General features: G+C 72.9%; 23 protein-coding genes. 15 read left to right on the top strand and 8 right to left on the bottom strand.

What is annotated here, in order from left to right:
- Positions 1–15 precede the first annotated feature (15 nt).
- The 3 genes from NYO98_RS15175 to NYO98_RS15165 all read left to right on the top strand — a co-directional run bounded on the left by NYO98_RS15175 (position 16) and on the right by NYO98_RS15165 (position 2,006).
- Complete coding sequence (locus tag NYO98_RS15175; RefSeq protein WP_268112579.1) at positions 16–867, top strand: GNAT family N-acetyltransferase; 852 nt, start codon at positions 16–18, stop codon at positions 865–867.
- Positions 868–957: 90 nt separating this feature from the next.
- Positions 958–1,551 carry an RNA polymerase sigma factor gene (locus NYO98_RS15170; RefSeq protein ID WP_268112578.1) on the top strand — a complete coding sequence of 198 codons (594 nt, stop codon included), beginning with the start codon at positions 958–960 and terminating at the stop codon, positions 1,549–1,551.
- Entirely contained in the window at positions 1,548–2,006 is a 459-nt protein-coding gene (locus NYO98_RS15165) for a hypothetical protein (RefSeq protein WP_268112577.1), read from the top strand. Before NYO98_RS15170 ends, NYO98_RS15165 begins: the two co-directional genes overlap by 4 nt.
- A gap of 21 nt (positions 2,007–2,027) precedes the next feature.
- Here NYO98_RS15165 and NYO98_RS15160 read toward each other — a convergent pair whose 3' ends face one another.
- A complete protein-coding gene (locus tag NYO98_RS15160) occupies positions 2,028–3,308 on the bottom strand; it encodes a S8 family peptidase (RefSeq protein WP_268112576.1) in 1,281 nt (426 codons plus the stop codon).
- An 82-nt stretch (positions 3,309–3,390) separates the two neighbouring features.
- On the opposite strand from NYO98_RS15160, the gene NYO98_RS15155 reads away from it, so the two are divergent.
- Positions 3,391–5,973, top strand: coding sequence for a CHAT domain-containing protein (locus NYO98_RS15155; protein WP_268112575.1), 2,583 nt, complete (start codon positions 3,391–3,393; stop codon positions 5,971–5,973).
- 199 nt (positions 5,974–6,172) lie between these two features.
- Here the strand turns inward: NYO98_RS15155 and NYO98_RS15150 are convergent, their stop codons facing one another.
- Positions 6,173–7,144: a hypothetical protein gene (locus tag NYO98_RS15150; RefSeq protein WP_268112574.1), complete on the bottom strand. Its 972-nt coding sequence runs from the start codon at positions 7,142–7,144 to the stop codon at positions 6,173–6,175.
- 131 nt (positions 7,145–7,275) lie between these two features.
- Between NYO98_RS15150 and NYO98_RS15145 the strand changes: the two genes are divergently transcribed.
- Complete coding sequence (locus NYO98_RS15145) at positions 7,276–9,066, top strand: proline--tRNA ligase (RefSeq protein WP_268112573.1); 1,791 nt, start codon at positions 7,276–7,278, stop codon at positions 9,064–9,066.
- Between the two features lie 5 nt (positions 9,067–9,071).
- Complete coding sequence (locus NYO98_RS15140; protein WP_268112572.1) at positions 9,072–9,797, top strand: HAD family hydrolase; 726 nt, start codon at positions 9,072–9,074, stop codon at positions 9,795–9,797.
- A 299-nt stretch (positions 9,798–10,096) separates the two neighbouring features.
- On the opposite strand, the gene NYO98_RS15135 is transcribed toward NYO98_RS15140, so the two are convergent.
- Together NYO98_RS15135 and NYO98_RS15130 are read right to left on the bottom strand one after the other, a co-directional pair.
- Complete coding sequence (locus NYO98_RS15135; protein WP_268112571.1) at positions 10,097–10,531, bottom strand: ferritin-like domain-containing protein; 435 nt, start codon at positions 10,529–10,531, stop codon at positions 10,097–10,099.
- Positions 10,528–11,043 carry a hypothetical protein gene (locus NYO98_RS15130; protein WP_268112570.1) on the bottom strand — a complete coding sequence of 172 codons (516 nt, stop codon included), beginning with the start codon at positions 11,041–11,043 and terminating at the stop codon, positions 10,528–10,530. Before NYO98_RS15130 ends, NYO98_RS15135 begins: the two co-directional genes overlap by 4 nt.
- A gap of 116 nt (positions 11,044–11,159) precedes the next feature.
- Between NYO98_RS15130 and rimP the strand changes: the two genes are divergently transcribed.
- The 8 genes from rimP to NYO98_RS15090 all read left to right on the top strand — a co-directional run bounded on the left by rimP (position 11,160) and on the right by NYO98_RS15090 (position 19,416).
- Positions 11,160–11,648, top strand: coding sequence for a ribosome maturation factor RimP (gene rimP / locus NYO98_RS15125; RefSeq protein ID WP_268112569.1), 489 nt, complete (start codon positions 11,160–11,162; stop codon positions 11,646–11,648).
- Positions 11,648–12,625, top strand: coding sequence for a transcription termination factor NusA (nusA, locus tag NYO98_RS15120; RefSeq protein ID WP_268112568.1), 978 nt, complete (start codon positions 11,648–11,650; stop codon positions 12,623–12,625). The genes rimP and nusA overlap by 1 nt, the downstream gene beginning before the upstream one ends.
- A 25-nt stretch (positions 12,626–12,650) precedes the next feature.
- Complete coding sequence (locus NYO98_RS15115; RefSeq protein ID WP_326494456.1) at positions 12,651–13,037, top strand: YlxR family protein; 387 nt, start codon at positions 12,651–12,653, stop codon at positions 13,035–13,037.
- Between the two features lie 98 nt (positions 13,038–13,135).
- Complete coding sequence (infB, locus tag NYO98_RS15110; RefSeq protein ID WP_268112567.1) at positions 13,136–15,949, top strand: translation initiation factor IF-2; 2,814 nt, start codon at positions 13,136–13,138, stop codon at positions 15,947–15,949.
- A 156-nt stretch (positions 15,950–16,105) separates the two neighbouring features.
- Entirely contained in the window at positions 16,106–16,582 is a 477-nt protein-coding gene (gene rbfA / locus NYO98_RS15105) for a 30S ribosome-binding factor RbfA (RefSeq protein WP_268112566.1), read from the top strand.
- Positions 16,582–17,451 (top strand): tRNA pseudouridine(55) synthase TruB, encoded by an 870-nt coding sequence (truB, locus tag NYO98_RS15100; RefSeq protein ID WP_268112565.1) that lies wholly within the window; start codon positions 16,582–16,584, stop codon positions 17,449–17,451. The genes rbfA and truB overlap by 1 nt, the downstream gene beginning before the upstream one ends.
- Before the next feature lie 52 nt (positions 17,452–17,503).
- Positions 17,504–18,439: a bifunctional riboflavin kinase/FAD synthetase gene (locus NYO98_RS15095; RefSeq protein ID WP_268112564.1), complete on the top strand. Its 936-nt coding sequence runs from the start codon at positions 17,504–17,506 to the stop codon at positions 18,437–18,439.
- Complete coding sequence (locus NYO98_RS15090) at positions 18,436–19,416, top strand: hypothetical protein (protein WP_268112563.1); 981 nt, start codon at positions 18,436–18,438, stop codon at positions 19,414–19,416. The genes NYO98_RS15095 and NYO98_RS15090 overlap by 4 nt, the downstream gene beginning before the upstream one ends.
- Before the next feature lie 165 nt (positions 19,417–19,581).
- On the opposite strand, the gene NYO98_RS15085 is transcribed toward NYO98_RS15090, so the two are convergent.
- From NYO98_RS15085 to NYO98_RS15070, 4 genes are read right to left on the bottom strand one after another with little or no spacing between them, the layout of a single operon-like run.
- On the bottom strand, positions 19,582–19,824 hold the full coding sequence (locus NYO98_RS15085) for an HPr family phosphocarrier protein (protein ID WP_210438196.1): 243 nt from the start codon (positions 19,822–19,824) through the stop codon (positions 19,582–19,584).
- A gap of 43 nt (positions 19,825–19,867) precedes the next feature.
- Positions 19,868–22,003: a PTS fructose transporter subunit IIABC gene (locus tag NYO98_RS15080; RefSeq protein WP_268112562.1), complete on the bottom strand. Its 2,136-nt coding sequence runs from the start codon at positions 22,001–22,003 to the stop codon at positions 19,868–19,870.
- Positions 22,000–22,965: a 1-phosphofructokinase family hexose kinase gene (locus NYO98_RS15075; protein ID WP_268112561.1), complete on the bottom strand. Its 966-nt coding sequence runs from the start codon at positions 22,963–22,965 to the stop codon at positions 22,000–22,002. Before NYO98_RS15075 ends, NYO98_RS15080 begins: the two co-directional genes overlap by 4 nt.
- Positions 22,962–23,729, bottom strand: coding sequence for a DeoR/GlpR family DNA-binding transcription regulator (locus NYO98_RS15070; RefSeq protein ID WP_268112560.1), 768 nt, complete (start codon positions 23,727–23,729; stop codon positions 22,962–22,964). Before NYO98_RS15070 ends, NYO98_RS15075 begins: the two co-directional genes overlap by 4 nt.
- A 100-nt stretch (positions 23,730–23,829) precedes the next feature.
- On the opposite strand from NYO98_RS15070, the gene ptsP reads away from it, so the two are divergent.
- Positions 23,830–25,521, top strand: coding sequence for a phosphoenolpyruvate--protein phosphotransferase (gene ptsP / locus NYO98_RS15065; RefSeq protein WP_268112559.1), 1,692 nt, complete (start codon positions 23,830–23,832; stop codon positions 25,519–25,521).
- The last annotated feature ends 6 nt before the right edge of the window (positions 25,522–25,527 follow it).

Genomic DNA, 25,527 nt, shown 5'->3' with positions numbered 1-25,527 from the left:
CCTAGGCTCACGAAGGTGCTGAGGACCCGCGAGCAGGTGCGCGTGCTGGGCCCGGGTGACCGGGACGCCTTCATCGCGCTCGCGGAGCAGGACCCCGTCGTCAACGTCTTCGCCGACTACCGCGCCCGGCTGACGAACCTCGACGAGCGGTGGCTCGGCGGTCAGGTGTGGGGACGCTTCGAGGGGGACCGGCTGGTCGCGGGTTGCCACCTGGGCGCCAACCTGGTCCCGGTGCAGTGCACGCCCGACGACGTGGGCGCGTTCGCCGACGTGGCGCTGCGCCGGCGCAGCACGGTCGGCACCATCGTGGGTCCGGCCGAGGTGGTGGTGGCGCTGTGGGAGCTCATCGAGCCGCGCTGGGCCACGCCGCGCGAGATCCGTCGCGAACAGCCGCACCTCGAGATGCGCCGGCTCCCGACCGTCCCCGCGGACCCGTGCGTGCGGGTCACCACCCCGCAGGACCTCGACGTGCTCTACCCCGCGTGCGTGGCGATGTACACCGAGGAGGTCGGCGTCTCCCCGGAGAACGACGCCGGCGGCGGAGACCTCTACCGCGCGCGCATCCAGCAGCTGATCGGTCGCGGCTGGTCGATGGCGAGCTTCGACGACGCGGGCGTGGTCTTCAAGGCCGAGGTCGCCTGCGTGACGCCGTACGCCGCCCAGGTGCAGGGCGTGTGGGTCCGTCCCGACCGCAGGGGCGAGGGCCTCTCGACCAGCGGCATGGCCGCCGTGGTCTCCTACGTCATCTCGTCCGGGCTGGCACCGGTCGTCTCGCTCTACGTCAACTCGTGGAACACCGCCGCACGAGCGGCCTACGCGCGCGTCGGTTTCGAGCAGACGGCGACCTTCGCGACGCTGATGTTCTAGGCCGCTGAGGCCCGCGAGGAAATAAATCGCCCGAGGTGTATCACGCAGGGGTGTGCGCGCACCTGTGCTGACATGGGGACAATGGTCACCATGTCAGAGGACCGAAGGGCTGAGGGGCAGTCCGAGCAGTCACCGTGGGACATGGCGAGTGGGGCGTTCATCGCCTGGCGTTCGGGGGATGCCGGGGCGATGGACGAGCTGGTCGCCACGATGACGCCGATCCTGTGGCACGTGGTGCGGGCCTACGGGCACGACCGCCAGGCCGCCGAGGACGTGATCCAGGCGACCTGGCTCGGTTTCGTACGCCTCCACCGGACCATCGAGGACCCACAGGCGGTCGCGTCCTGGCTGATCACCTCGGCCAGGCGCGGCGCCGCCGCCCATGCCCGGGCCGCGCGACGTGCGACCCCGGTGCAGGACGAGACGCTGCACGCCGTGCTCCCTGATGCGGAGTCGGCCGAGGCGTCGGCGGTGCGAGACGACGAGGCGGCGCGGCTGTGGGGAGCCGTGGCGTCCGTCGACGAGCGCTGTCGCAAGCTGCTGAGGGTCGTGGCGTTCATGGACCGCCCCGACTACCAGTCGATCAGCCAGGACCTCGACATGCCGGTCGGGAGCATCGGCCCCACACGGGCCCGGTGCCTGGCGAAGGTCCGGACCGCCCTGATGAAAGGAGGCGAGCGATGACCGATGAGGACGCCGCCCTCCTCGAGGAACTGCGTGACATGTGGATGACCTACGACCCGCCGCCGCCCGGCCTCGTCGCGACGATGATCGCCGCCGTCGCCGCCGCCGACCTCGACGCCGAGTGGGAGATGCTGACGCTCGTCCGCGACTCGCGCGACGAGCCCGCCGCCCAGGTACGGGGGCTCGCCACGTCGCGGATCCTCTACTTCACCGCCGCCGAGGGCTGGTCGCTCGACGCCGAGCTCGACGAGGGCCAGGTGCGTGGACAGCTGCTCGACTTCGACGGTGACCTGGGGGCCGTCGAGGTGGTCGTCGAGACGACCGACGGGCAGAGCTGGACGACACGCCTCGACGAGGTGGGCTTCTTCGCCCTCGTCGCCGAGCCGACCGGGTCGGTGCGCTTCACGGTGCGCGACGGCGACCGGTCGGTGACCAGCCGCTGGATCGACCTCTGAGCCGCCGGCCCTCCCGCTCCGTCAGGGCTGCGGGTAGGGCTGGCGCAGCTCCTGGTGGGGTCCGATCGTCGGGTCGGAGTCGTAGACCGCCCGGGCCAGGACGGCGTCGCGGGCGTCGCGTGCCGACACCCCCGTCTCGCTGATCTCCCGGGCGATGAGGCCGGCCACGACCGGCGCGGAGAACGACGTGCCGCTCCATCGCGCCAGGCCGGTGCTGAACACCCGGACGTCGCCCTTGTCCGGCGTCTCGTGGCACTCGAAGGTGCCGTCGGGGAAGGCGTTGACCAGGTTGCGCCCGAGCGCGTAGACGTCGGCGGAGACCCCGTAGTTGGAGTACGACGACACGCGTCCGTCGCGGTCGAGCGACCCCACGCCGACGGCCCAGCGGAACGCCGCCGGCCAGAAGGGAGCCGCCCACGAGTCGTTGCCGGCAGCCGCGACGAGCACGCAGTCCCTGTCCTCGAGGTGCTTGTGGTGGAACTTCCGCAACGCGATCGAGGGCAGGTCGTAGCGCGTGCGGCAGCCCGCTGACAGGTTGATGACCTGTGGTTCGTGCCGCAGGGCCTCCTCGAGCTGCACCACGAGGTCGGACTCCAGGATCCCGCCACCGCCGACGCCGCCGATCGCGAAGCCCTCGACGTAGATCCTCGTCTGCGGCGCCACGCACCGGACGACGCCCGCGATGAACGTGCCGTGGCCGGCGTACGGGCGCAGGTCGGGGCCGTTGAGCTCGTCATCGCCGTCGACGCCCTTCAGCCACGGGGTGCGGGGGTCGGACGCGGCAGGCGGGTGCCATCCGGTGTCCACCACGACGACGCTGACCTCGCGTCCCTTCTCCTGGGGCGCGACCGGGGGCCACGGCTCGGTGAGCCCGGTCTCCTGGGGCTCCACCGCGGGGCACGCACTGCCGCCGGGCCCGCCGGGGCTGACGTGGACCCAGTGGTCGGGCGTGGCAGCGCCGCGGCGCAGCCCGGACTCCTCGAGCAGGTCGAGCACCTCCGGCACGGTCTCGCCGCCCTGACGAGCCGCCAGGACGTACCTGACGAGCTCGCCGTCGAGCAGGCGCACGTCGTCGCGGCGCGGCGGCTCGCCGAGCACGCCCTTGTCGAGGCGAGCGACCGCGGACTCGAACTCCTCCACGTCCTCGACGCCCACGAGCACCCGGTCGGGGTGGAACAGGTAGGTGAAGTCCGCTGGTGCCTCGGTGTTCCAGTCGACCTGCCCGTCGTTGGCCCTCCGCAGGTCACGGAGCTGGTCGGTGCTGCGTCGTCGTCGGTCGTCGCCGATCATCCAGTCGTCCATGTCCGCCGACGCTAGCGCCGGACGGTCGTCGCGTGGAGAGGTTTCGGCCGCCTTTCCGCCTGGGATCGGCAAGGATGGCCGGGTGGACAGGGGAGAGGCGGAGGAGCTGCTGCGCACGCTCTTCGCCGACCCCGAGGGCGCGAGGACGAGGGCGCTGGCCGAGCTCGTGCCCGACCCCCACCCGGCCCTCGCCTCCATCGGGCACCAGGTCGTCGGCATCGTGCTCCGCGACAGCGGCCGGACGGACGAGGCGCTCGCGCACCTGCGCCGGGCCCTGGCCCTCGCCCGACGGGTCGACGGGGACCGCGCGGCCGACGTCCGTGCGACGCTGGGCGGCACGCTCGTCTACGCCGGGCGCACGCGCGAGGGCCTCGCCCAGCTGGACCGCGCCGCCGCCGAGCTCGACGGGCTGCCGCTGGCCCGCGTGCTCGTGCGGAGGGCGCGCGTCCTGAGCTTCACCCTGGAGGACTTCGAGGCAGGCGCCGACGACCTGTCTCGTGCGCTCGAGATCCTGGACGGTTCCGACGACGACGTGTGGAGGGCTCGAGCCCTCCACCTGGAGGGACTCACCCGGACCGGGCTCGGTGACCTCGAGGCCGCGCGGCGCGCGTTCGACGAGTCCATGCGGATCCACGCGGCGCTGGGCGAGCGGGCGGCGATCGCCGTCGGCGTCCACACAGTGGGGTGGCTCGCCTTCCTCGAAGGCGACCTGCCCCGCGCGCTCGAGGCCTACGCGGATGCCAGCGACCGTTTCGACGCCCTCGACATGACGAGCGTGGACCTCGTCTACGACCGGTGCAGCGTCTACCTCGCCGCCGGCATGCCGGCAGACGCGCTGGAGGTGGTGGAGCGCGCTCTCGACGCGCGTCCCCTCATCGAGGTCGAGCAGGCAGACCTGCGGCTGGCACTCGCCGGCGCTGCCGTGGCTGCGGGTGACCGGGCGCGCGCGAGGTCGGCAGCGGACGCGGCGTGCCGCCTGTTCCGGAGGCAGGGCCGAGAGCGGCACTGGATCAGGGCCGAGCTGTTCGCGATCTCGGCACGTGCCGAAGAGACCGCTCGCCCTTCCCGGCTGCTGCACCGGGTCGAGGCGCTGGTGGCAGCAGCTCGGGAAGCAGCGGCTCCCGAGCTGCCGCAGGCGCTGCTCCTGGGTGCTCGTGTCGGCACCCGCGTGCGGGGTGCCCGGGCGGGATCGCTGGTGGACCAGTGGCTCGAGGAGGCGAGCTCCTTCAGGAACGCGGACATCGGCACCACCCGGGCTCTCGGCTGGCTCGCGGCGGCCAGGAGGAGAGACGCCGCCGGCGACGTGGGTGGGGTGCTCCGCGCCTGCGAGCGCGGCCTCCAGGCGCTCGATGCACACCAGGCGACCCTCGGGAGCCTGGAGCTGCGAGCCGGATCAGCCGGTCACGGTTCCGACCTCGCTGAGCTCGGTACCCGGGCCGCGATGACCAGCGGTGATCCCCGGCAGCTGCTGCGGTGGTCGGAACGGTGGCGGGCGACCGCGCTCGCCACGCCCGTGGGCACGACCGGTCACGACCCAGGGACCCGCGCCGACCTGGTCGCGCTCCGGGCGCAACGCCAACGCCTCGACGAGGCGCGGGCGACGGGAGCCCTCACGGACGCCCTCGAGGCGCGCGCAGTCCGGCTCGAGCAACAGGTACGACGTCGGCTGCTGCACGAGCGCGGAACAGGGGAGACGGCGCAGGTGCTCGGCGTCGGGGCCCTCCTCGAGGCTGTCACCGAGGACGACACCGTGCTCGTGGAGCTGACCGAGCTCGACGGGGTCCTGCACGCGCTCGTGGCGGGACGCGGGCGCGTACGCCACCGGGTGGTCGGCGGGTCAGCGGCCGCTGCCGCCGCGGTGGACTTCGCCCTCTTCAGCCTGCGCCAGGCCGCGCGAGGGCGCCGGGCGCAGCTCGAGGTCGCGGGCGCCCGGCTGGAGCGTGCGTTGCTCGGCGACGCGCTCACCAGCCTGGGGGAGCAGCGTGTCGTGGTCTGCGCACCCGCTGCGCTGCAGGGCGTTCCGTGGGGCCTCCTTCCGTCTCTGGCGAGGCGGCCGGTGACGGGCACCCCGTCGGCGCGGCTGTGGCTGCGCGCCCGCTCATCGGTCCCTGTCGACGAGCGACGGGTCATGCTGGTCGGACCTGGCCTGGGCAGCGGCGGCGCCGAGGTGCCGGCGGTGGCCTCCCAGGACCCTGACGCCGAGGTGCTCGACGGCGACGAGGCCACGGTCTCCGCAGCGCTCCGGGCGCTCGACGGCGCGGCGCTGGCGCACGTCGCCGCCCACGGTCACTTCCGCGAGGACAGCCCGCTGTTCTCGTCGCTCACCCTCGCCGACGGACCCCTCCTCGTCCACGACCTGCAGGGCCTCGAGCGCCCGCCTCACCGGGTCGTGCTGTCGGCCTGCGAGTCCGGTGTCATGCAGCCGGTCGGCGACCAGGAGCTCCTCGGCCTCGCGGCGGCGCTGCTGTCGATGGGCACCGCCGGCGTGGTCTCCAGCCTCGCCGAGGTCGACGACGCCGCGACCGTCGACGTGATGGTCGCGCTGCACGCCCGGCTCCGCGGGGGCGGTGGCCTGGGCGACGCGATGCTCGCGGCTCGCGAGGCCGCGGCCGGCGACGCCGTGCTCGCCGCGACCGCGGCGTCGTTCACCGTCCTGGGGATCTGAAGGCGCTGTCGCTGCGCGGTGGCGGCACACCGCACAGGGACGGGCCTGTCGGTTGCGATCTGCCGCCACCCCCAGGACTGACCGCCGTTGGGGTGGCGGCACATCGGAGGTGGAGGAGTCCGTCGGTTGCGATCTGCCGCCACACCCGGGCCGTGCGCCGGGAGCGCGGCGAGCGGGGGATCGACCCCGGGTCGTGTGATCAGGGCGGCGTGACCTTGACCGGGTCGGTGGCGTTCTCGCACTGCGAGAGCGTGCAGCGCACGGTCGAGGCCCTGCGCGTGCCGTTCACCTCGAGCAGCACCGTCCCGGGCGACTCCCACTGCCAGCCGTTGAACCACCCGGTCGTCCAGGTGGCCAGCCGCTTCCCGCGGAGGGTGCGCAGGGTGATCCTGCCCGGGCCCACGCCGTCGGTGAGGATGTGGAAGGTCAGCAGCTGTGTGCCGTCGGGCGAGATGGCGGCGACGCGCTCCTTGCAGGACCGCCACACCGTCGTGCCCGGGTCGCTCAACCGGACCAGACGCGTGCACCCCCCGACGTAGGGGTCGTCGGTGGAGGTGGCGAGCAGGTCGTGCTCGATGCTGACGGCGCCGGCGGCATCGCGCGTCACGGTCCGGACGCGGTCCGGCCCGACGCGCCACAGCACGGTGCGTCGCATCGTCTGCACCACGACCTTGCGTCCGTCGGCCGTGACGGCCTGGGGCCAGCCGTCGAAGACCCGGCTGCGGACCTCGGAGCCGTCGGTCGCTGACCGCACCGTGACCGCCGTCCTGCGAAAGCCGGACTCCGCCGTCGTCACCAGTCGCGAGCCGTCCTCGCTGAGCAGCGCCCAGCGCGACTCGAAGCCGACGAAGACCGTGCGCACCGCCCCGTCGGGCTCGACCCGCACGATCCGGGCGCGCCGCTGCTCGCCGACCCGGTTGTTCGTCCAGGTCGCGGCGACCCAGGCGACCCCCGACGCGCCGAGGACCTTCCCGTCCGTGCCCGGCAGCTCGATGCGGCGCTCCCCGTCGACGAGGACACCGTCCTCCACGTGCGGGACGGCGATGTCGGCGCCGCGGGCCAACGCCTGCGGCTGCAGGTCGACGGTCGGAGCGGCGGCCGCGGCCGGTACGACGAGTGCGGCGGTCGCCACGACACCGGCGGCGAGTGCGGTGGTGATGGTGCTGCGCATGGCGGTCCCCCTGTGGTCACCCTGAGACGTGCTCCTCCTGGAGGAGACGTCGTGCCCCGCGCGCAGGTTGCCCGTGACCACGGACGAATCTGGTTCGCGGTGCCGCGAGGCCCACCCCTATCGTTGCGCACATGACTGGCCGCCTCCTCCGCATGTCGACCCTGTTCGTGCGCACGCTGCGCGACGACCCGAACGACGCCGAGGTGCCGAGCCACAAGCTTCTCGTCCGCGCGGGCTACATCCGCCGCGCCGCACCCGGCATCTACACCTGGCTGCCGCTGGGCCTGCGCGTCCTGCGCCGGATCGAGGCGATCATCCGCGAGGAGATGGACGAGATCGGCGCCCAGGAGCTGTCGTTCCCCGCGCTGCTGCCCAAGGAGCCCTACGAGGCGACCGGGCGGTGGGCCGACTACGGCCCCAACATCTTCCGGCTGCAGGACCGCAAGGGCGCCGACTACCTGCTCGGCCCCACCCACGAGGAGATGTTCACCCTGGTGGTGAAGGACCTCTACTCGTCCTACAAGGACCTGCCGCTCTCGATCTACCAGATCCAGAACAAGTACCGCGACGAGGCGCGTCCGCGCGCCGGCCTGCTGCGCGGTCGCGAGTTCGTCATGAAGGACTCCTACTCCTTCGACGTCGACGACGCCGGGCTCGAGGAGTCCTACCAGCAGCACCGCAACGCCTACATCCGCATCTTCGACCGGCTCGGCTTCGAGTACGTCATCGTCAAGGCCACCTCGGGAGCGATGGGCGGCTCGGCGAGCGAGGAGTTCCTCGCCAAGGCCGAGGTGGGCGAGGACACCTACGTGCGCTGCACGCACTGCGACTACGCCGCCAACGTCGAGGCCGTCACCGTGCCCGCGCCGCCCGCGCTGCCGTACGACGACGCGCCCGCCGCCCACGCCGAGGACACCCCCGACACCCCGACCATCGACACGCTGGTCTCGCACCTCAACGAGGCCCACCCCCGCGCCGACCGCCCGTGGGCCGCGGGCGACACCCTCAAGAACGTCCTCGTCGTCCTCAAGCACCCCGACGGCACCCGCGAGCCGCTCGCGATCGGCGTGCCCGGTGACCGCGAGGTCGACCAGAAGCGCCTCGAGGGCCAGCTCGAGCCGATCGAGGTCGAGGCCATGGACGAGGCCGAGATGGCGAGGTACCCCGCCCTGGTCAAGGGCTACATCGGTCCCGAGGTGCTGGGGGAGGAGTCCAAGTCCGGCATCCGCTACCTCGTCGACCCCCGGGTCGTGGAGGGCACCCGCTGGGTCACCGGCGCCAACGTGCCGGGCTCCCACGTCCTCGACCTCGTCGTGGGCCGGGACTTCACACCCGACGGCACCATCGAGGCCGCCGACGTGCGCGACGGGGACGCCTGCCCGCAGTGCTCGCTCAGGGGCGACGACGGTGTCCTCGAGTCCGCCCGCGGTGTCGAGATGGGCCACATCTTCCAGCTCGGCCGCAAGTACGCCGACGCGCTCGGCCTCAAGGTGCTCGACGAGAACGGCAAGCTCGTGACGGTCACCATGGGCTCCTACGGCATCGGTCCGTCCCGCGCCGTGGCTGCCATCGCCGAGGGCACGCTCGACGACCTCGGGCTGTGCTGGCCGCGCAACGTCGCCCCCGCAGACGTCCACGTCGTCGCCGCGGGCAAGGACGAGGCGATCTTCTCGGCCGCCGAGCAGCTCGCCCAGGACCTCAAGGCCGCCGGCGTCGAGGTGATCCTCGACGACCGCGCCGGCAAGGTCAGCCCCGGCGTGAAGTTCAAGGACGCCGAGCTCATCGGCGTGCCGACGATCGTCACCGTGGGACGCGGCCTGGCCGACGGCAACGTCGAGGTCCGCGACCGCCGCAGCGGCGAGCGCGAGGACGTGGCGGTCGGCTCCGCGGTCGCGCGGATCACCGAGATCGTCCGCAGCTGACGCACATGACTCGCGTGCGCATCGAGGCGGTCATCTTCGACTGGGGCGGCACCCTGACGCGCTGGCACGACGTGGACTTCCACGCCGAGTCGGTGGCGCTCGCCCAGGCCGTACGTCGTACGCCCTCGCCGGACGACGACCACCATGCCCACGCGGAGCGCCTGCACCGCGCCGGTGACGTCATCTGGGGGCGCAGCCGCGACCACCAGCAGAGCGCCACCATCGCCGACCTCTTCCTCGAGGCCGGTCTCGACCACGACCCCGACCTGCTGGCCGCCTACTACGAGTTCTGGGAGCCGCACACGCTGACCGACCCGGAGGTGCGGCCCATGTGGGAGGAGCTGCGCGCGTCGGGGGTGAAGGTGGGCGTGCTGTCCAACACCATCTGGCCGCGGGAGTGGCACGTCGGCTTCTTCGAGCGCGACGGGGTGTACGACCTGGTGGACGGCGACGTCTACACCAGCGAGGTCCCGTGGACGAAGCCCTCGCCGCTGGCCTTCCGGGCGGCGATGGAGGCCGTCGGGGTGAGCGACCCGGCCGCGTGCGTCTACGTGGGGGACCGGCTCTTCGACGACGTGTGGGGCGCCCACCACGCCGGGATGCGGGCGATCCACGTCCCGCACTCCTCGATCCCCGCAAGCCAGGTCGGCCACACCGAGGGAGAGCCGGACGCGACGATCACGTCCCTGCGCGAGGTCCCCGCGGTCGTACGACGGCTCGGCGCCTCCTGAGCACGGGCCCGGCGTCGTCCTGAGCGTGGGACTTCTGCAACTTCGTGCGTTGCAGGAACATGCAAGTGGATCCTACTTTCCCGCGGCCCGGATCGAATGCATGATTGTGCATGTCGCTCCACCACCCCCACAGGTTGGGCGACACAGGGTGATGCTGACCAACCCCAACTGGCGGTCCGCGTCCTCGGCCTTTGGGAGAGATCTCGGGACTTTCCCAAGGGCTGAGGCCGCGGGCCGCCTTCCCTGTCTCGGGGCACGGGGCGGCACGCGGCCGTCGGGGAGGATCCTCGGCGTGGCCCTCAGGCCCGGTCGAGCTCGGGAGCGCCCGGCCACGTCTCGGCGACCTCGCCGAGCCGGAGGCGGTGCACCGCCGACCAGGTCGCCTCGGTGAGCGCCCACTCCCGCACGGCGCCCGTCGACTGCGCGACGAGGGCGAGCAGCATCTCGACACTCGAGGCCTCGAGGTCGGCCGCGGCTCGCTCGAGCTGCGGCGGACGGAGCAGCGAGCCGTCGAGGTCGTAGGCCGGCTCGGCCGCGACCGGGTCGCCGCCCGCGTCGCGCACCATGAGCTGCAGCTGGTCGCGCCGTGCCCGGTGGCGGCGGTAGCCGGCCGTCAGCGTCTCGAAGAGCGCGGGCGAGCTGGCCTGCGAGGTCCGCGCGCCGAGGACGCCGTAGGTGTAGAGGGCAGCGTGCTCGTCGGCGAGGGTCGCCTGCAGGGCGTCGAGGACGCTCATGTCACGTCGCCTCCGGCCGGCGGGTCGGCGAGCGCGGCGCCGTGCTGGGCGGTGGACGCAGCCACGCTCGCCAGCACGCGCGCGAGGTCGCCGCTGGCCGCGGCGACGCACCGGGCGCGCACCTCGCGCAGCAGGCGCTGCTCCGAGCGCCGCACCGCAGCCAGGGCCCGGGCCCGGTCGGCGGGGACCCGGGGCGGCGCCGTGGTCGGCACGTCCGCGTCGGGGACCGCACCCGCCAGCACCTCGAGGTGTGCGGCGTGCGCGGTCGCCACCGGCTCCAGCACGGGCGTCAGCCCGGGGACCGAGAGGGTGGCGGCCTCCACGACCGAGCGGGCGCGGACCAGCGCCACGACGACCGCGGTCACGTGCTCCGAGTCCTCCGGCGGGGGCGGCTCGGAGTCGGTGGAACCGTCGCTGCGAGCCGGCGGGTCGATGTCGCAGGCGGTCACCGCCCAGGGTGCGAGGAGCGCCATGCCCACCGTCGTACGACGGGTCAGCGGGCGTCCGGGCACCCCCTGACCCTAGCCGCCCCCTGGTCCGGTCCGGACCGGTCACCGGTGGTTGTCGCGGCTCGGGCGAGGGCCGCTATCGTGGTCCTCGGACAACTACACAAGGAGGTCGCAACCCGATGAGCACTCCCCACCAGGACGCCACCCGGGACCGCATCGAGGCGGAGCTGGTCGACCCCTTGCGAGCCATGGGGCTCGATGTCGAGGCCGTCGAGGTCACCCCGGCCGGCAAGCGCCGGGTCCTGCGCGTCGCCGTCGACAAGGACGGCGGGGTCACCCTCGACGACGTCGCCGACGCGACGCGCGAGGTCTCGCGGGTGCTCGACGAGTCCGACGTGATGGGCGAGATGCCGTACACCCTCGAGGTCACCTCCCGCGGTGTCGACCGGCCCCTCACCCTGCCGCGCCACTGGCGGCGCAACGAGGACCGCCTCGTCAAGGCCACGCTCACCGACGGGTCGAGCCTGACCGGCCGCATCCTGACCTCGTCGGAGGAGTCGGTGACCCTCGACGTGTCCGGCACGCAGCACGAGCTCGCCTACGCCGACGTGGCCAAGGCGCTCGTGCAGATCGAGTTCAACCGCAAGACCGAGAAGAAGGACGACTGATGGACATCGACCTGAGCATCCTGCGCATGCTGGAGCGGGAGAAGGAGATCTCCTTCGAGGTGCTGGCCGAGGCCATCGAGCAGGCCCTGCTCACCGCCTACCAGCGCGCCACCGAGTCGTCGCACCCCGCGCGGGTGGAGCTGGACCGCAAGACCGGTCACGTCACCGTGTGGGCGCGCGAGCTCGACGAGGACGGCACGGCCGGCCCGGAGTACGACGACACGCCCCAGGGGTTCGGCCGGATCGCCGCGACGACCGCCAAGCAGGTCATGCTCCAGCGGCTGCGCGACGCCGAGGACGAGATCAAGTTCGGCGAGTTCTCCGGCAAGGAGGGCGACATCATCTCCGGCATCATCCAGCAGGGGCGCAACCCCGACGACGTGATGGTCGACCTCGGCAAGATCGAGGCGGTCCTGCCGGTCAGCGAGCGCGTGCCGGGGGAGAAGTACGTCCACGGAGAGCGCATCAAGTGCCTGGTCACGTCGGTCCGCAAGGGCATGCGCGGCCCCCAGATCACCCTGTCGCGGTCCCACCCCACCCTGGTGAAGAAGCTCTTCGCGCTCGAGGTGCCCGAGATCGCCGACGGCACCGTCGAGGTCGCCGCGATCGCCCGCGAGGCCGGACACCGCACCAAGATCGCGGTCCACTCGACCGTCGCGGGCGTCAACGCCAAGGGCGCCTGCATCGGTCCGATGGGCCAGCGCGTGCGCAACGTGATGAGCGAGCTGCACGGCGAGAAGATCGACATCGTCGACTGGGCCGAGGACCCTGCCGAGCTGGTCGCGCACGCGCTGTCGCCGGCCCGGGTGAACGCGGTGGAGATCGTCGACCTGGCGGCGCGCTCGTGCCGGGTGGTCGTGCCGGACTACCAGCTCTCCCTGGCCATCGGCAAGGAGGGGCAGAACGCCCGCCTCGCCGCCCGGCTCACCGGCTGGCGCATCGACATCAGGTCCGACGAGGCCCCGACCCCCGAGTGACGGGGCGACCGACGGCTGTCAGTTGGTGTACCTCTGGCCACACCGGCTAGAGTGGAGGTCAGTGGCCACCACGTCTGACACCCCTGCGCCCGGACCCGTCCGGACCTGTGTGGGTTGCCGGACCAGGGCTGCTGCGAGCGAGTTGCTGCGCGTGGTCGCAGGCTCGGACGCCGGGGGCAGACCCGCCCTGGTGCCCGATCCGGATCGCAGGGCACCCGGCCGCGGGGCGCACGTCCACCCCACGCCCGAGTGCTGGCAGCTCGCGGTGCGACGCCGAGCGTTTCCCCGGGCCCTCCGCTCGGGCGAGGGGCTCAGCACGGCGCCGGTGGCTGACCACCTCGACCGCCTCGCCGAGATCCACCAGTCCGATTCACCGCAGCACCGACCAGAAACTGGAGCACGCAGCTCATGAGCACTCGATGAGTAACTCGCGATGAGTTTGCACACCCACTAGCTGTTCCGTTTCCCCTCTCCTTCTGGGGTCACGGACCAGAAGGAGCAGAAACAACCGTGGCAAAGACCCGAGTCCACGAACTCGCCAAGGAGTTCGGAGTCGAGAGCAAGTTCGTTCTCGAGAAGCTCAAGGAGATGGGGGAGTTCGTCAAGTCGGCATCGTCGACTGTCGAGCCTCCCGTCGAGATGCGCTTCAAGAAGCAGTACGGCGACGAGCTGAAGGCCGCAGCGGCCGCAGCCCCCGCCGAGACCGCGGCGCCGGCCGAGAAGCCCGCCGCCAAGAAGGCCGCGCCCAAGCCCGGCCCCAAGCCCGCACCGGCACCGGCGGCGACCGAGGCCCCGGAGGCCCCCGCCGCCCCGGAGGCCCCGCAGGCCCCCGAGGCCCCCGCTGCGGCTCCCGTCGAGGCGCCCGCCCCGGCGGCCGAGCCGGCGGCGCCCGCTGCCCGGCCCGGTCCGAAGCCCGGCCCGAAGGCGCCCGCCGCCGAGCCCAAGGCCCCGCCGGCCGAGCCCGAGGCACCTGCTGCCCCGGCCGCGAAGGCCCCGAGCCCGGCTCCGCGCCCTGTCGGTCGTCCCGGCGCTCCGCGCCCGGGCAACAACCCGTTCGCCCCGAGCCAGGGCATGGGCCAGCGTCCCGCCCCGCGCACCGGTGGCGACGACAACCGTCCGCCGCGCCCGCCGGCCGGCGGCGAGGGACGTCCCGGCATGCCGCGCCCCAACCCGGCGATGATGCCCAAGTCCCCGGCGGCGTTCGGCAACGGTCCGGGCGCGCGTCCGGCCCGCGGTGGCCCCGGTGGCGGCCCCGGCCGTCCGGGTGCTCCCGGTCGCGGCGGTGCCCCGGGTCGTCCCGGCGCCGGTGCCCCCGGTGGCGCTCCCGGTCGTCCCGGCGGCTTCGGGCCGTCCGGTGGCGGCCGTCCCGGTGGCGGTCGCCCCGGCCAGCGTGGCCAGACCCAGGGTGCCTTCGGTCGCCCCGGTGGCCCGTCGCGCCGCGGTCGCAAGTCGAAGCGGGCGCGTCGCCAGGAGTTCGAGGCCATGGAGGCCCCGACCATCGGCGGCGTGCGCGTCCGCAAGGGCAACGGCGAGACCGTTCGCCTGCCGCGTGGTGCGTCGCTGACCGACTTCGCCGAGAAGATCAACGTCGACGCGGCCGCCCTGGTCCAGATGCTGTTCTCGCTCGGCGAGATGGTCACCTCGACCCAGTCCGTCGGTGACGAGACGTTCGAGCTGCTCGCCGACGAGCTCAACTACGTCGTCCAGATCGTGTCCCCGGAGGACGAGGACCGCGAGCTGCTCGAGACGTTCGACCTCGAGTTCGGCGCCGACGAGGGCGACGAGGCCGACCTGGTCGTCCGTCCGCCGGTCGTCACGGTCATGGGTCACGTCGACCACGGAAAGACCAAGCTCCTCGACGCGCTGCGTGACGCCAACGTGGTCGACAAGGAGGCCGGTGGCATCACCCAGCACATCGGTGCCTACCAGGTCCACACCGAGGTCGACGGCGAGGACCGTCGCATCACCCTCATCGACACCCCGGGTCACGAGGCGTTCACCGCCATGCGTGCCCGTGGTGCGCAGGCCACCGACATCGCGATCCTCGTGGTCGCGGCCGACGACGGCGTGATGCCGCAGACGGTCGAGGCGCTCAACCACGCCAAGGCCGCCGAGGTCCCGATCGTGGTCGCGGTCAACAAGATCGACAAGCCGGAGGCCGACTCGACGAAGGTCCGTGGCCAGCTCACCGAGTACGGCCTGATCCCCGAGGAGTACGGCGGCGACGCGATGTTCGTCGACGTCTCGGCCAAGGCGGGCCTCAACCTCGACAAGCTGCTCGAGGCCGTCGTGCTCACCGCCGACGCGTCGCTCGACCTGCGTGCCAACCCCGACCAGGACGCCCAGGGCCTCGTGGTCGAGGCGCACCTCGACCGCGGTCGCGGTCCGGTCGCCACGGTGCTCGTCCAGCGCGGAACGCTCCGCGTCGGCGACTCGATCGTGGCCGGTCCGGCCCACGGTCGCGTGCGCGCCATGCTCGACGAGCACGGCCAGGAGATCACCGAGGCCGACCCGTCGCGGCCGGCGATGGTGCTGGGCCTCTCGGCGGTGCCGGGCGCGGGCCAGAACTTCATCGTGGTCGAGGACGACCGCATGGCCCGCCAGATCGCCGAGAAGCGTGAGGCGCGCGAGCGGGCGGCCATGCAGGCCAAGCGTCGCGTGCGCCGCAGCCTCGAGGACTTCATGGCCTCCATGGAGAAGGGCGAGAGCCAGGAGCTCAACCTCATCCTCAAGGGCGACGTGTCCGGTTCGGTCGAGGCGCTCGAGGACGCGCTGTCGCAGATCGACGTGGGCGACGAGGTCTCCCTCCGCGTGATCGACCGCGGTGTCGGTGCCATCACCGAGACCAACGTCGACCTCGCCGCCGCCTCCGACGCCATCATCATCGGCTTCAACGTCCGCCCGCAGGGCAAGGCGAGCCAGATGGCCGACAAGGAAGGTGTCGAGATCCGCTACTACTCGGTCATCTACCAGGCGATCGAGGAGATCGAGGCGGCGCTCAAGGGCATGCTGAAGCCCGTCTACGAGGAGTCGACCCTCGGCCAGGCGGAGATCCGCGAGATCTTCCGCTCGTCCAAGGCCGGCAACATCGCGGGCTGCATGGTCACCTCGGGCCTCATCCGCCGCAACGCCAAGGTGCGGGTCCTGCGCGACGGTGCGGTCGTGGCCGACAACCTCGACCTCGCCTCGCTGCGCCGCGAGAAGGACGACGCGTCCGAGGTCCGCGAGGGCTTCGAGTGCGGTCTGGTGCTCCGGAACTTCCAGGACATCAAGATCGGCGACATCGTCGAGGCCTTCGAGATGCGCGAGATCCCGCGCAGCTGATCACCGCGCACCACCCAGCGCGGGGCTCCGGCTCCGTTCGGTGATCCCCGGTCAGCCGGGGATCACCGAACATGTCGGCCCGTGCAAAGCCTGACGACTTCAGCGATCCCCGGTCAGCCGGGGATCGCTGAAGACGCTTCTGAGAGAGTGAGCACCATGAGCAACCCCCGCGTGCGCAAGATCGCCGACCGCATCCAGGTGGTCGTCGCCGAGATGCTCGAGCGCCGGATCAAGGACCCGCGCCTGGGCTTCGTCACCATCACCGACGTCCGGGTGACCGGCGACTCCCAGCAGGCCTCGATCTTCTACACGGTGCTCGGCGCCGAGGAGGAGCTGGCCAGCACGGCCGCCGCCCTCGAGTCCGCCAAGGGCGTGATCCGCTCCGAGGTCGCCAAGCAGCTCGGGATGCGCATCGTGCCGTCGCTGACGTTCATCCCCGATGCCCTGCCCGAGAGCGCACGCGCCCTCGACGAGGTCCTGGCGCGCGCCCGGCAGCAGGACGAGGAGGTCGCCGCCCGTCGCGTCGAGGCGTACGCCGGCGACGCCGACCCCTACAAGAAGCCCCGGGTGGCCGGCGACGAGGACGACCTCGACGAGCTCGACGACCTCGACGACGAGGACGACCGCGCCTGATGGTCGACCCCGGTCTGGTCGTCGTCGACAAGGCCCCGGGCATGACCTCGCACGACGTGGTGGCCCGGGTCCGCCGGCTCGCCGGCACCCGCAAGGTCGGCCATGCCGGCACGCTCGACCCGATGGCCACGGGCGTCCTCGTCCTGGGCGTCGACCGCGCCACCCGGCTCCTCGGCCACCTCGTGCTCACCGAGAAGGCGTACGACGCCACGGTGCGGCTCGGCGTGTCGACGACCACCGACGACGCGGAGGGCGAGGTCACCGCGTCGACCCCCGCCGCCCACCTCCAGCCCGGGCTGGTGGAGGCCGAGCTCGGCGAGCTCGTGGGCGACATCCTGCAGGTCCCGACGGCCGTCTCCGCGATCAAGGTCGACGGCAAGCGGGCCTACCAGCGCGTCCGCGACGGCGAGCAGGTCGAGCTGAAGGCGCGCCCGGTCACGATCCACTCGCTGGAGGTGCGCGACCAGCGCGTCGCCGGCGACCACCTCGACGTGGACATCTCGGTCCGGTGCTCGTCCGGCACCTACGTCCGCGCCATCGCGCGCGACGTCGGGGCCGCGCTCGGCGTGGGTGGCCACCTCACGGCGCTGCGGCGGACGGCCGTCGGGCCCTTCGACCTCGCCGTCGCGCGCACCCTCGAGGAGCTGGCCGACGACTTCGCGGTCCTGCCGATCGCCGACGCCGCGCGCACGACGTTCGCCTCCGTCGACCTCGACGAGGAGCAGGCCGGCCACGTGCGGGTCGGTCGCGGGCTCGACCTCACCCTGCCCGGCGACGGCCCGCACGCGGTCTTCGCCCCCGGCGGGGAGTTCCTCGCGCTCTACGAGCAGCGCGGGCAGCAGGCCAGGCCGGTCGCGGTCTTCGTCTAGCGCGAGGGTGGGGGAGGCCGGGCGCGAGGTGTCGCGCCAGTAGGCTTCCCGGGTGCAGATCTGGCGAGACGTCGACGACGTGCCGGCCGACCTCGGCCGCACCGTGGTGAGCATCGGCAACTTCGACGGCGTGCACCTCGGGCACGCCCACGTGCTCCGCGAGGCGCGGGCGAGCGCGGAGCGCCTGGGCATCGACACGGTGGTGGCGGTGACGTTCGACCCGCACCCCATGGCGGTGCTGCGGCCCGAGCACGCCCCGCCCACCCTGACCTCGATCCGGACGCGCGCGCGGCTGCTGGAGGCCGCCGGCGTCGACGCGATCCTGGTGATCGGCTTCGACCGCGAGATCGCGTCGTGGTCGCCGCTGGAGTTCATCGACCGGGTCCTCGTCGGCACGCTGCACGCCCGCGCGGTCGTCGTCGGGTCCAACTTCCGCTTCGGTGCCAAGGCCGCCGGCGAGGTCGCGACGCTGGTGGGGGCCGGGGCCACCCGCGACTTCGAGACCGTCGGCGTGCCGCTCGACGGCGGCCCGCAGGTGTGGAGCTCGACCTACGTCCGCCAGTGCCTGGCCACCGGCGACGTCGCCGGGGCGGCGGAGGCGCTGGGTCGCCCGTTCACCGTCCGCGGCACCGTCGTCGAGGGCGACAAGCGGGGCCGCGAGATGGGCTACCCGACGGCCAACGTCCCGATCCCGCCGGTCGACGCCGCCCCCGCCGACGGCGTGTACGCCGGGCGGCTGACCCGGCTCGACACGGGGGAGACCTACCCCGCGGCGATCTCCGTCGGCACCAACCCGACCTTCGACGGCGAGCGCGACCGCCGGGTGGAGTCCTACGTCCTCGACCGCGACGACCTCGAGCTCTACGGCGTCGAGGTGGAGGTGGCCTTCGTCGACCGGTTGCGCGGGATGGTGAAGTTCGAGGGCATGGAGGCCCTCATCGAGACCATGCACGACGACGTCCGGCGCGCGCGGGACCTGCTCGCGTGACGACGGGCCACACGGCCGTCGAGGCCTGGTTCCTCGCCCACGGCCTGCCCTACTTCGTCGCCGAGGAGCGCGCCGCCGCGCGCGACGGGCTGCGTGCGCGCCGGCTCGTGTCCCTCGCCGTGGTGCTGCTGCTGATGGCGGCGGGGGTCGGCCTGCTGGCGTGGGCCACCGAGACGCCGTACGAGGCCGGGCCGGCGGTCTGGCTCTCCGTCGCCGGCCTCGCCCTCCTCTGGTACGCCGCCACGGCGCTGCACGCGCGCCCGATCCTGGGCTTCGCGCTGTCCCGCACGCTGGGCAGCGTGCGCTTCCTCGTGCCGATGGCCTCGCGCGCGCTGCCGCTGCTGCTCGTGTTCGTCACGTTCCTCTTCGTCAACGCCGAGGCCTGGCAGATGACCACCAACCTGCCGTTCGGGCTGCTGTGGCTGACCGTGCTGCTGATGTTCGGCCTGGCCGTGCTGTTCCTGCTCGTGCGGCTGCCCGAGGAGGTCGACCGGGTCGACGACAAGGTCGACGACGACTTCGTCGTGCGGGCCTGCGCCGGCACGCCGCTGGAGCAGGCCAGCCGGGAGGTCGCGGCCGACCCGCTGGTCGACCCGCAGGAGCACGCCCAGGTCTCGGGCTTCGAGCGCTGGAACCTCATCCTCGTGCTGCTGGTGATCCAGTCGGTGCAGGTGCTGCTGCTGTCGGTGACCGTCTTCGTGTTCTTCATGCTGTTCGGGTCATTGGTGATGGAGACCGAGACGCAGCTCGCGTGGACCGGTGCCGACACCGTGGGTCAGGCGCCGCTGCTGTCGAACGTGTCGCTCTCGCTGGTCAAGGTGTCGTTGTTCCTCGCGTCCTTCAGCGGCTTCTACTTCACCGTCTCGGCCGTCACCGACGAGACCTACCGGCGGCAGTTCTTCTCCGTCGTGGAGAGCCAGCTCGAGCGGGCGGTCGGGATGCGCGCGGTCTACCTGGTCACCCGCGAGCGCCGCTGACGCCGACCCGGGCGGTGCCCCAGCCACGTGGCTGCGGCTCCGGAGGTGGCTGGGCCACCGCTCATGCGCGTGTCGGGCCCGGAAACGCACGCGGGCGGTGCGTCAGCCACCTGTCCGACGTACGGAACGTGGCTGGCGCACCGCCCACGACGGCAGTGCCTGCGATCAGGCGTCGAGGTCCTGCTCGACCAGCGCGGCGATCGTGTCGACCGCGGACTGGTCGTCACCGGCGACCTCGACGGTGTCACCGTTGCCGGCACCCAGGGTCATGATCATCAGCGAGGAGCTGGCGTCGACACCGTTGATGGTGACGTCCGAGCCGAGCTCGGCGGCCTTCTCGGCGATGATCGCGGCGGGACGGGCGTGGAGGCCGACGGCGGAGCCGACGACGACGGACTTGCTGGGCATGGTGCTCCTTGGTGGTGGTCGTTGCTGCGGGCGTTGGGTGTGCTCAGACGGTAGCGACGTCGGCGTCGCTGGTGCCCATCGACTTGAGGGCGATGACGGCGACGGCACCGACGACCACGCCGGCGACCAGCGCGATCAGGAAGCCGAGGACGTTCTCGACGGCGAACAGCACGAAGATGCCTCCGTGCGGTGCGCGCACGCCGACCTCCATCGCCATCGACAGTCCGCCGGTGACGGCGCTGCCGAGCATGATGCCCGGGATCACGCGCAGCGGGTCGGCCGCGGCGAAGGGGATGGCCCCCTCGGTGATGAACGACAGCCCCAGCAGCCAGCCGGCCTTCCCGTTCTCCCGCTCCGGCACGTTGAACAGCTTGGGTCGCAGGACCGTGGCGAGCGCCAGCGCGATCGGCGGCACCATGCCGGCCAGCATGACCGCGGCCATGATCTGGAGCTCGGGTGCGTCGCTGGCCAACGACGCGCCTCCGACGCCGACGGCGGCGAAGGTGTAGGCGACCTTGTTGAGCGGACCACCCATGTCGAACGCCATCATCAGGCCCAGGACGATCCCCAGGAGGATCGCGCTGCTGCCGGACATCGAGTTGAGCCCCTCGGTCAGCTGGTCCATCAGCCAGGAGATCGGCCTGCCGAGCACGATGAGCATCGCCAGACCGGCCAGCACCGACGCGAACAGCGGGATGACGAGGACCGGCATCAGGCCACGGGCCCAGGACGGCACCTTCCAGCTCGCGATCCAGTGGGCCGCGATGCCCGCGAGCGCGCCGCCGATCATCGCGCCGATGAACCCGGTGGCCGGGTAGGCGACCCCGTCGGAGGTCTGCACGTTGAACAGGTTGGCGGACAGCCCGCCCAGGACGAAGCCCGGCGCGATGCCGGGCCGGTCGGCGATGGCGTAGGCGATGTAGCCGGCGAGGGCAGGCAGGAACAGCGCGAAGGCCGTCTTGCCGATGATGAAGAAGAGCGCGCCCAGGTAGGCCATCAGCCCCGAGTCGAACAGCGCGTGGTCGAGGCCGAGGGCCTGGGGGTCGGGGAGGTTGAAGATCCCGTAGTTCACCGCGATGTCGCCGTAGGGGCCGACGATCTCGTAGCCGCCGAGCAGGAAGCTCAGGGCGATCAGCAGACCGCCCGCCGCGACGAACGGGATCATGTAGGAGACGCCGGTCATCAGGATCCGCCGGATGCGTCCGCCCCATGACTCCTCGGCGACGTCATCGCCCCCGCCGGAGGCATCGCCCTCCACGCGCGGCGCGCTCGCAGGGTCGGCCGCGTAGCGCAGCGCCTCCGCGATCATGGCGTCGGCGTCGTCGATCGGTCGCTTCACGCTCGAGCTGACCATCGGCTTCCCGGCGAACCGGGAGCGGTCCCGCACGCCGACGTCGACGGCGAAGATCACGGCTCCGGCGCGGGCGATCGTGTCGTGCGGCAGCGGCTTCGCACCCACCGATCCCTGCGTCTCGACCGCCAGGTCGACCCCGGCGCGCGCGGCGGCCGCCTCGAGGGCCTCGGCGGCCATGTAGGTGTGGGCGATGCCGGTGGGGCAGGCGGTGACCGCGACGAGGGACGTCGTGGCCGCGGGGGCCGCCGTGGCCGTCGCCGCGGGCGCCGCGGTGCTCGCGGCGTGCGCGGGAGCGGTGGTCTCCCCACCGCCGGGGACGGCGGTGCCGGACGGTGCTCCCGACGCGGGGGCGGCGTGCCTGGGCGCGGGTGCGGGCTCGCCGAGCTCGTGGGTGACCAGGTCGACGACGTCCTCGTCGCTCTCGGCCGCCCGGAGCGCGTCGGTGAAGGCGGGCTTGACGAGGGCACGCGCGAGCTTGGTGAGGATGGTGAGGTGGTCGGCGTCGCCGCCGGCGGGCGCCGCGATGAGGAATGCCAGGTCGGCCGGGCCGTCCTTGGCGCCGAAGTCGACGGGCGGATCGAGCCGCGCGAAGGCCAGGGTCGGGACCTCGACGCCGGTCGTACGGCAGTGCGGGATGGCGATGCCGCCGGGCAGCCCGGTCGCGGAGGTGGACTCGCGTGCGAACGCGTCCTCGACGAGCTGGTCCCTGCTGGTGGCTCGGCCCGCGTCGTCCACGACGCCGGCGAGGGCGCGGATGACGTCGTGCTTGTCCGAGCCCCAGTCGGCACCGAGCCGCACGAGGTCGGTGGTGATCAGTGGGGTCATGCTGTGCCTCCCGTAGAGGGGGTGAGGGCGGTGACGCCGACCAGCTCCGTGCGGAGCTGTGAGGGCTGGGGGATGGTGGTTCCGGGGAGTCCTGCGGCGGCGCTGCCGTAGGCGACGGCCAGTGCCAGGCGCTCCGGGGCGGGTAGCCCCCGGATGTCGCCGAGCAGGTAGCCGAAGAGGCTGGAGTCGCCCGCACCGACGGTGCTCACGACTGTGGTGGGGGGCGGGGTGGCGTGCCAGGCGCCGTCGGGCGTCACCAGCACGGCGCCGTTGCCGCCGAGGGTGGCGAGCACGGCACCGACGCCGCGGTCGATGAGCTGGCGGGCGGCCGCGGCCGCCGCGTGGGGGTCGCTCTCCAGCTCGTCGGTGTCGCCGCCGGTGAAGGAGGCGAGCTCCTCGCCGTTGGGCTTCATCAGGTCGGGCGCGGAGGCCGGCAGCGCGTCGACGAGCGCCTGCAGGGGCGCGTCGCTGGTGTCGACGGCCACGCGGCCGCCCACCTCGCGCAGTCGTCGTACGAGCTCGGCGTAGTAGTCCGGCGGGGCACCCGCGGGCAACGACCCGGCGAGGACCGTCCAGTCGGCGCTCGAGGCCCGGACCAGCACGGCCTGCGCCATCAGCTCGAGGTGGAGGGGGAGCACCTCGGCGCCGGGCGAGTTGAGCTTGGTGGTCGTGCCGTCGGGCTCGGTGATGGTGAGGTTCACGCGCACGTCACCGGCGGGGCGGACCGGCCGGCAGTCGATGCCGGCGCCGAGCAGCTCGAGGACGAAGGGGTCCTCCTTGGCGGCGGGCACCACGGCGATGCTGGGGATGTCGGCGGTGACGGCGGCGCGGGAGATGTTGACGCCCTTGCCGCCCGCCTGCGAGGTCACCGACGCCACCCGGTGGACCTGGCCGCGGGACAGCTCGCCGTCGAGGGCGACCGTGCGGTCGATGCTGGGGTTGGGGGTCAGGGTGAGGATCATGCGACCACCACCTCGATGCCGGCGCTCTCGAGCGCCCGTCGGTCGGCGGGCTCGACGTCGCTGTCGGTGACGAGCACGTCGAGGCTGTCGAGGGTCGCGAACCGGACGGCGGTCTCGACGCCGAGCTTGGTGGAGTCGGCCAGCACGACGGTCTTGCGCGCGCAGGCGATCATCGCCCGCTTCGTCGCCGCCTCGTCGCTGTCGGGGGTGGTCAGCCCGTGCCCGACGGTGAGGCCGTTGGTGGCGATGAACGCGACGTCGGCGCGCAGGTCGGACAGCGCGGCGACCGTCTCGGCACCGACGGCGGCGTGGGTCGTGGGACGCACCTTGCCCGGCAGCAGGTGGAGCTCGATCTGGGGCAGCCCGGCCAGGCGGGTCGCGACCGGCACGGCGTGGGTGATGACGGTCAGGCGGTGGTCGCGGGGGAGCGCGGCGGCGAAGCGCGCGGTGGTGCTGCCCGCGTCGATCACGACCACCGAGTCCGGGGGCGGCAGCTGGGAGACGGCGGCATTGGCGATGGCCTCCTTGGCCTGCGTGTTGGACTGGTCGCGCTCGCCGATGCCCGACTCGATGACGGTGAGCGAGCCGGCCGGGACGGCGCCGCCGTGGACGCGTCGGACCAGGCCCATCCGGTCGAGCGTGGACAGGTCGCGGCGCACCGTCTCGGTGGTGACCTCGAACTGCTCGGCCAGCTGGACCACCGAGAGCCGGCCGCGCCGACTGATCAGGTGGGCCATCGCCTGCTGGCGCTCCTCCGCGTACATCGGTCCACCTTCCACGTGCCTCGACCCGGCGATCTGTGTATGTGTTGTTTTAGTCCCGAATGTGTTGCTTGTCAACAACCGGGTGTTCTACGGTGTGTCCATGACCACATCCGCCGAGTCATCCGCGACCACGCTCAGCGGGACCCCGGTCGTCCCGGGAGTCGCCGCCGGACCTGTCCTCCACGTGCGCGGCGAGGTCTCGCCGGACGCGATCGCACGCTTCGGGGACGGCGACTTCCCCGACGCCGACGCCGCGCTGGGGGCGTACGACGAGGCGGTCGCCGCCGTGGCCGACACGTTCACCAGCAAGGCGGCCTCCGCCCAGGGCGCGGCGGCCGAGGTGCTGACCGCGAGCGCCGGGCTGGCCCGGGACAAGGGCCTGCGCTCCGGCGTGGCGAAGAACCTCCAGGCCGGGCAGGGTCCGGTCGCCGCGGTGCAGGGTGCGGTCGAGCAGTTCGTCACCATCTTCACCAACATGGGCGGCCTGATGGCCGAGCGCGTCACCGACCTCCGCGACATCGAGCGACGCGTGGTGGCGCACCTCGTGGGCGAGCCCGCTCCCGGGGTGCCGACCCCGAGCGAGCCGTCGATCCTGGTGGCCGAGGACCTGGCCCCGAGCGACACCTCCGGCCTCGACCCCGAGCTGGTCACGGCGCTCGTCACCGAGCGCGGCGGCGCCACCAGCCACACGGCGATCATCGCCCGCCAGCTCGGCATCCCGTGCGTGGTCGGGGCAGCCGGCGTCATGGAGCTCCCGGCCGGGACGTTCGTGGTCGTGGACGGCGAGACCGGCACCATCGAGCAGGGCACCGATCCCGACGAGGCGCGCTCGCGGGTCGAGGAGAGCCACCGGCTGCGCGAGGAGCTCGCGAGCTGGAGCGGTCCGGCGTCGACGTCGGACGGGATGCCGGTCAAGCTGCTCGCCAACGTCGCCGACGGTGCCAGCGCGGAGTCCGCAGGCGGCGAGCCCGTGCAGGGCGTCGGCCTGTTCCGCACCGAGCTGTGCTTCCTCGACCGCAAGGAGGAGCCCAGCGTCGAGGAGCAGGCCGACATCTACGCCAGGGTCCTCGCGCCCTACTCCGACGGGCGCTACGTCGTCGTCCGCACCCTCGACGCCGGGTCCGACAAGCCCATCGCCTTCGCCACCCACCAGGGCGAGGAGAACCCCGCCCTGGGCGTCCGCGGCCTCCGGCTGAGCTTCGACAACCCCGGCCTGATGGAGCGCCAGCTCGACGGCATCGCCGCGGCGGCCGAGCGCACCGGCACCGAGACGTGGGTGATGGCGCCCATGGTCGCGACCGTCGCCGAGGCCGCGGACTTCTCCGCCAAGGTCCGCGCCCGCGGGCTCAAGGCCGGCGTGATGGTCGAGATCCCCAGCGCGGCCCTGCTCGCGCACCGGATGCTCGAGGTCGTCGACTTCCTCTCCATCGGCACCAACGACCTCACCCAGTACGCCATGGCCGCCGACCGGATGGCCACCGACCTCGCCCACCTCACCGACCCCTGGCAGCCGGCGGTGCTGCAGCTGATCGCGATCACCGCCCACGCCGGCACCGAGGCCGGCAAGCCGGTGGGGGTCTGCGGCGAGGCGGCCGCCGACCCGCTGCTCGCGACGGCGCTGATCGGGATGGGCATCACCTCGCTCTCCATGGCCGCACGCGCCGTACGGCCGGTGGGCGCCCAGCTCGGCAGGGTCACCTTCGAGACGTGCGAGGCGGCGGCCGAGGCCGCGCTCGGCGCCCCCGACCCGATGGCCGCCCGTGCCGCTGTCCGCGAGCTGCTCGGGCACTGAGCCGAC

Origin of the sequence: Nocardioides pini (assembly GCF_026712185.1) — a bacterium.
In the GTDB taxonomy this organism is placed as follows: domain Bacteria; phylum Actinomycetota; class Actinomycetes; order Propionibacteriales; family Nocardioidaceae; genus Nocardioides; species Nocardioides pini.
This window is presented reverse-complemented; position numbering and strand designations above follow the sequence as displayed.

Bases quoted from the DNA above. Each gene is read 5' to 3' on its own strand.
- NYO98_RS15170 (WP_268112578.1), top strand. From the start codon at position 958: ATGTCAGAGGACCGAAGGGCTGAGGGGCAGTCCGAGCAGTCACCGTGG.
- NYO98_RS15165 (WP_268112577.1), top strand. From the start codon at position 1,548: ATGACCGATGAGGACGCCGCCCTCCTCGAGGAACTGCGTGACATGTGG.
- NYO98_RS15160 (WP_268112576.1), bottom strand. From the start codon at position 3,308: ATGGACGACTGGATGATCGGCGACGACCGACGACGACGCAGCACCGAC.
- NYO98_RS15150 (WP_268112574.1), bottom strand. From the start codon at position 7,144: ATGCGCAGCACCATCACCACCGCACTCGCCGCCGGTGTCGTGGCGACC.
- NYO98_RS15145 (WP_268112573.1), top strand. From the start codon at position 7,276: ATGACTGGCCGCCTCCTCCGCATGTCGACCCTGTTCGTGCGCACGCTG.
- NYO98_RS15140 (WP_268112572.1), top strand. From the start codon at position 9,072: ATGACTCGCGTGCGCATCGAGGCGGTCATCTTCGACTGGGGCGGCACC.
- NYO98_RS15135 (WP_268112571.1), bottom strand. From the start codon at position 10,531: ATGAGCGTCCTCGACGCCCTGCAGGCGACCCTCGCCGACGAGCACGCT.
- rimP (WP_268112569.1), top strand. From the start codon at position 11,160: ATGAGCACTCCCCACCAGGACGCCACCCGGGACCGCATCGAGGCGGAG.
- nusA (WP_268112568.1), top strand. From the start codon at position 11,648: ATGGACATCGACCTGAGCATCCTGCGCATGCTGGAGCGGGAGAAGGAG.
- rbfA (WP_268112566.1), top strand. From the start codon at position 16,106: ATGAGCAACCCCCGCGTGCGCAAGATCGCCGACCGCATCCAGGTGGTC.
- truB (WP_268112565.1), top strand. From the start codon at position 16,582: ATGGTCGACCCCGGTCTGGTCGTCGTCGACAAGGCCCCGGGCATGACC.
- NYO98_RS15085 (WP_210438196.1), bottom strand. From the start codon at position 19,824: ATGCCCAGCAAGTCCGTCGTCGTCGGCTCCGCCGTCGGCCTCCACGCC.
- NYO98_RS15080 (WP_268112562.1), bottom strand. From the start codon at position 22,003: ATGACCCCACTGATCACCACCGACCTCGTGCGGCTCGGTGCCGACTGG.
- NYO98_RS15075 (WP_268112561.1), bottom strand. From the start codon at position 22,965: ATGATCCTCACCCTGACCCCCAACCCCAGCATCGACCGCACGGTCGCC.
- NYO98_RS15070 (WP_268112560.1), bottom strand. From the start codon at position 23,729: ATGTACGCGGAGGAGCGCCAGCAGGCGATGGCCCACCTGATCAGTCGG.
- ptsP (WP_268112559.1), top strand. From the start codon at position 23,830: ATGACCACATCCGCCGAGTCATCCGCGACCACGCTCAGCGGGACCCCG.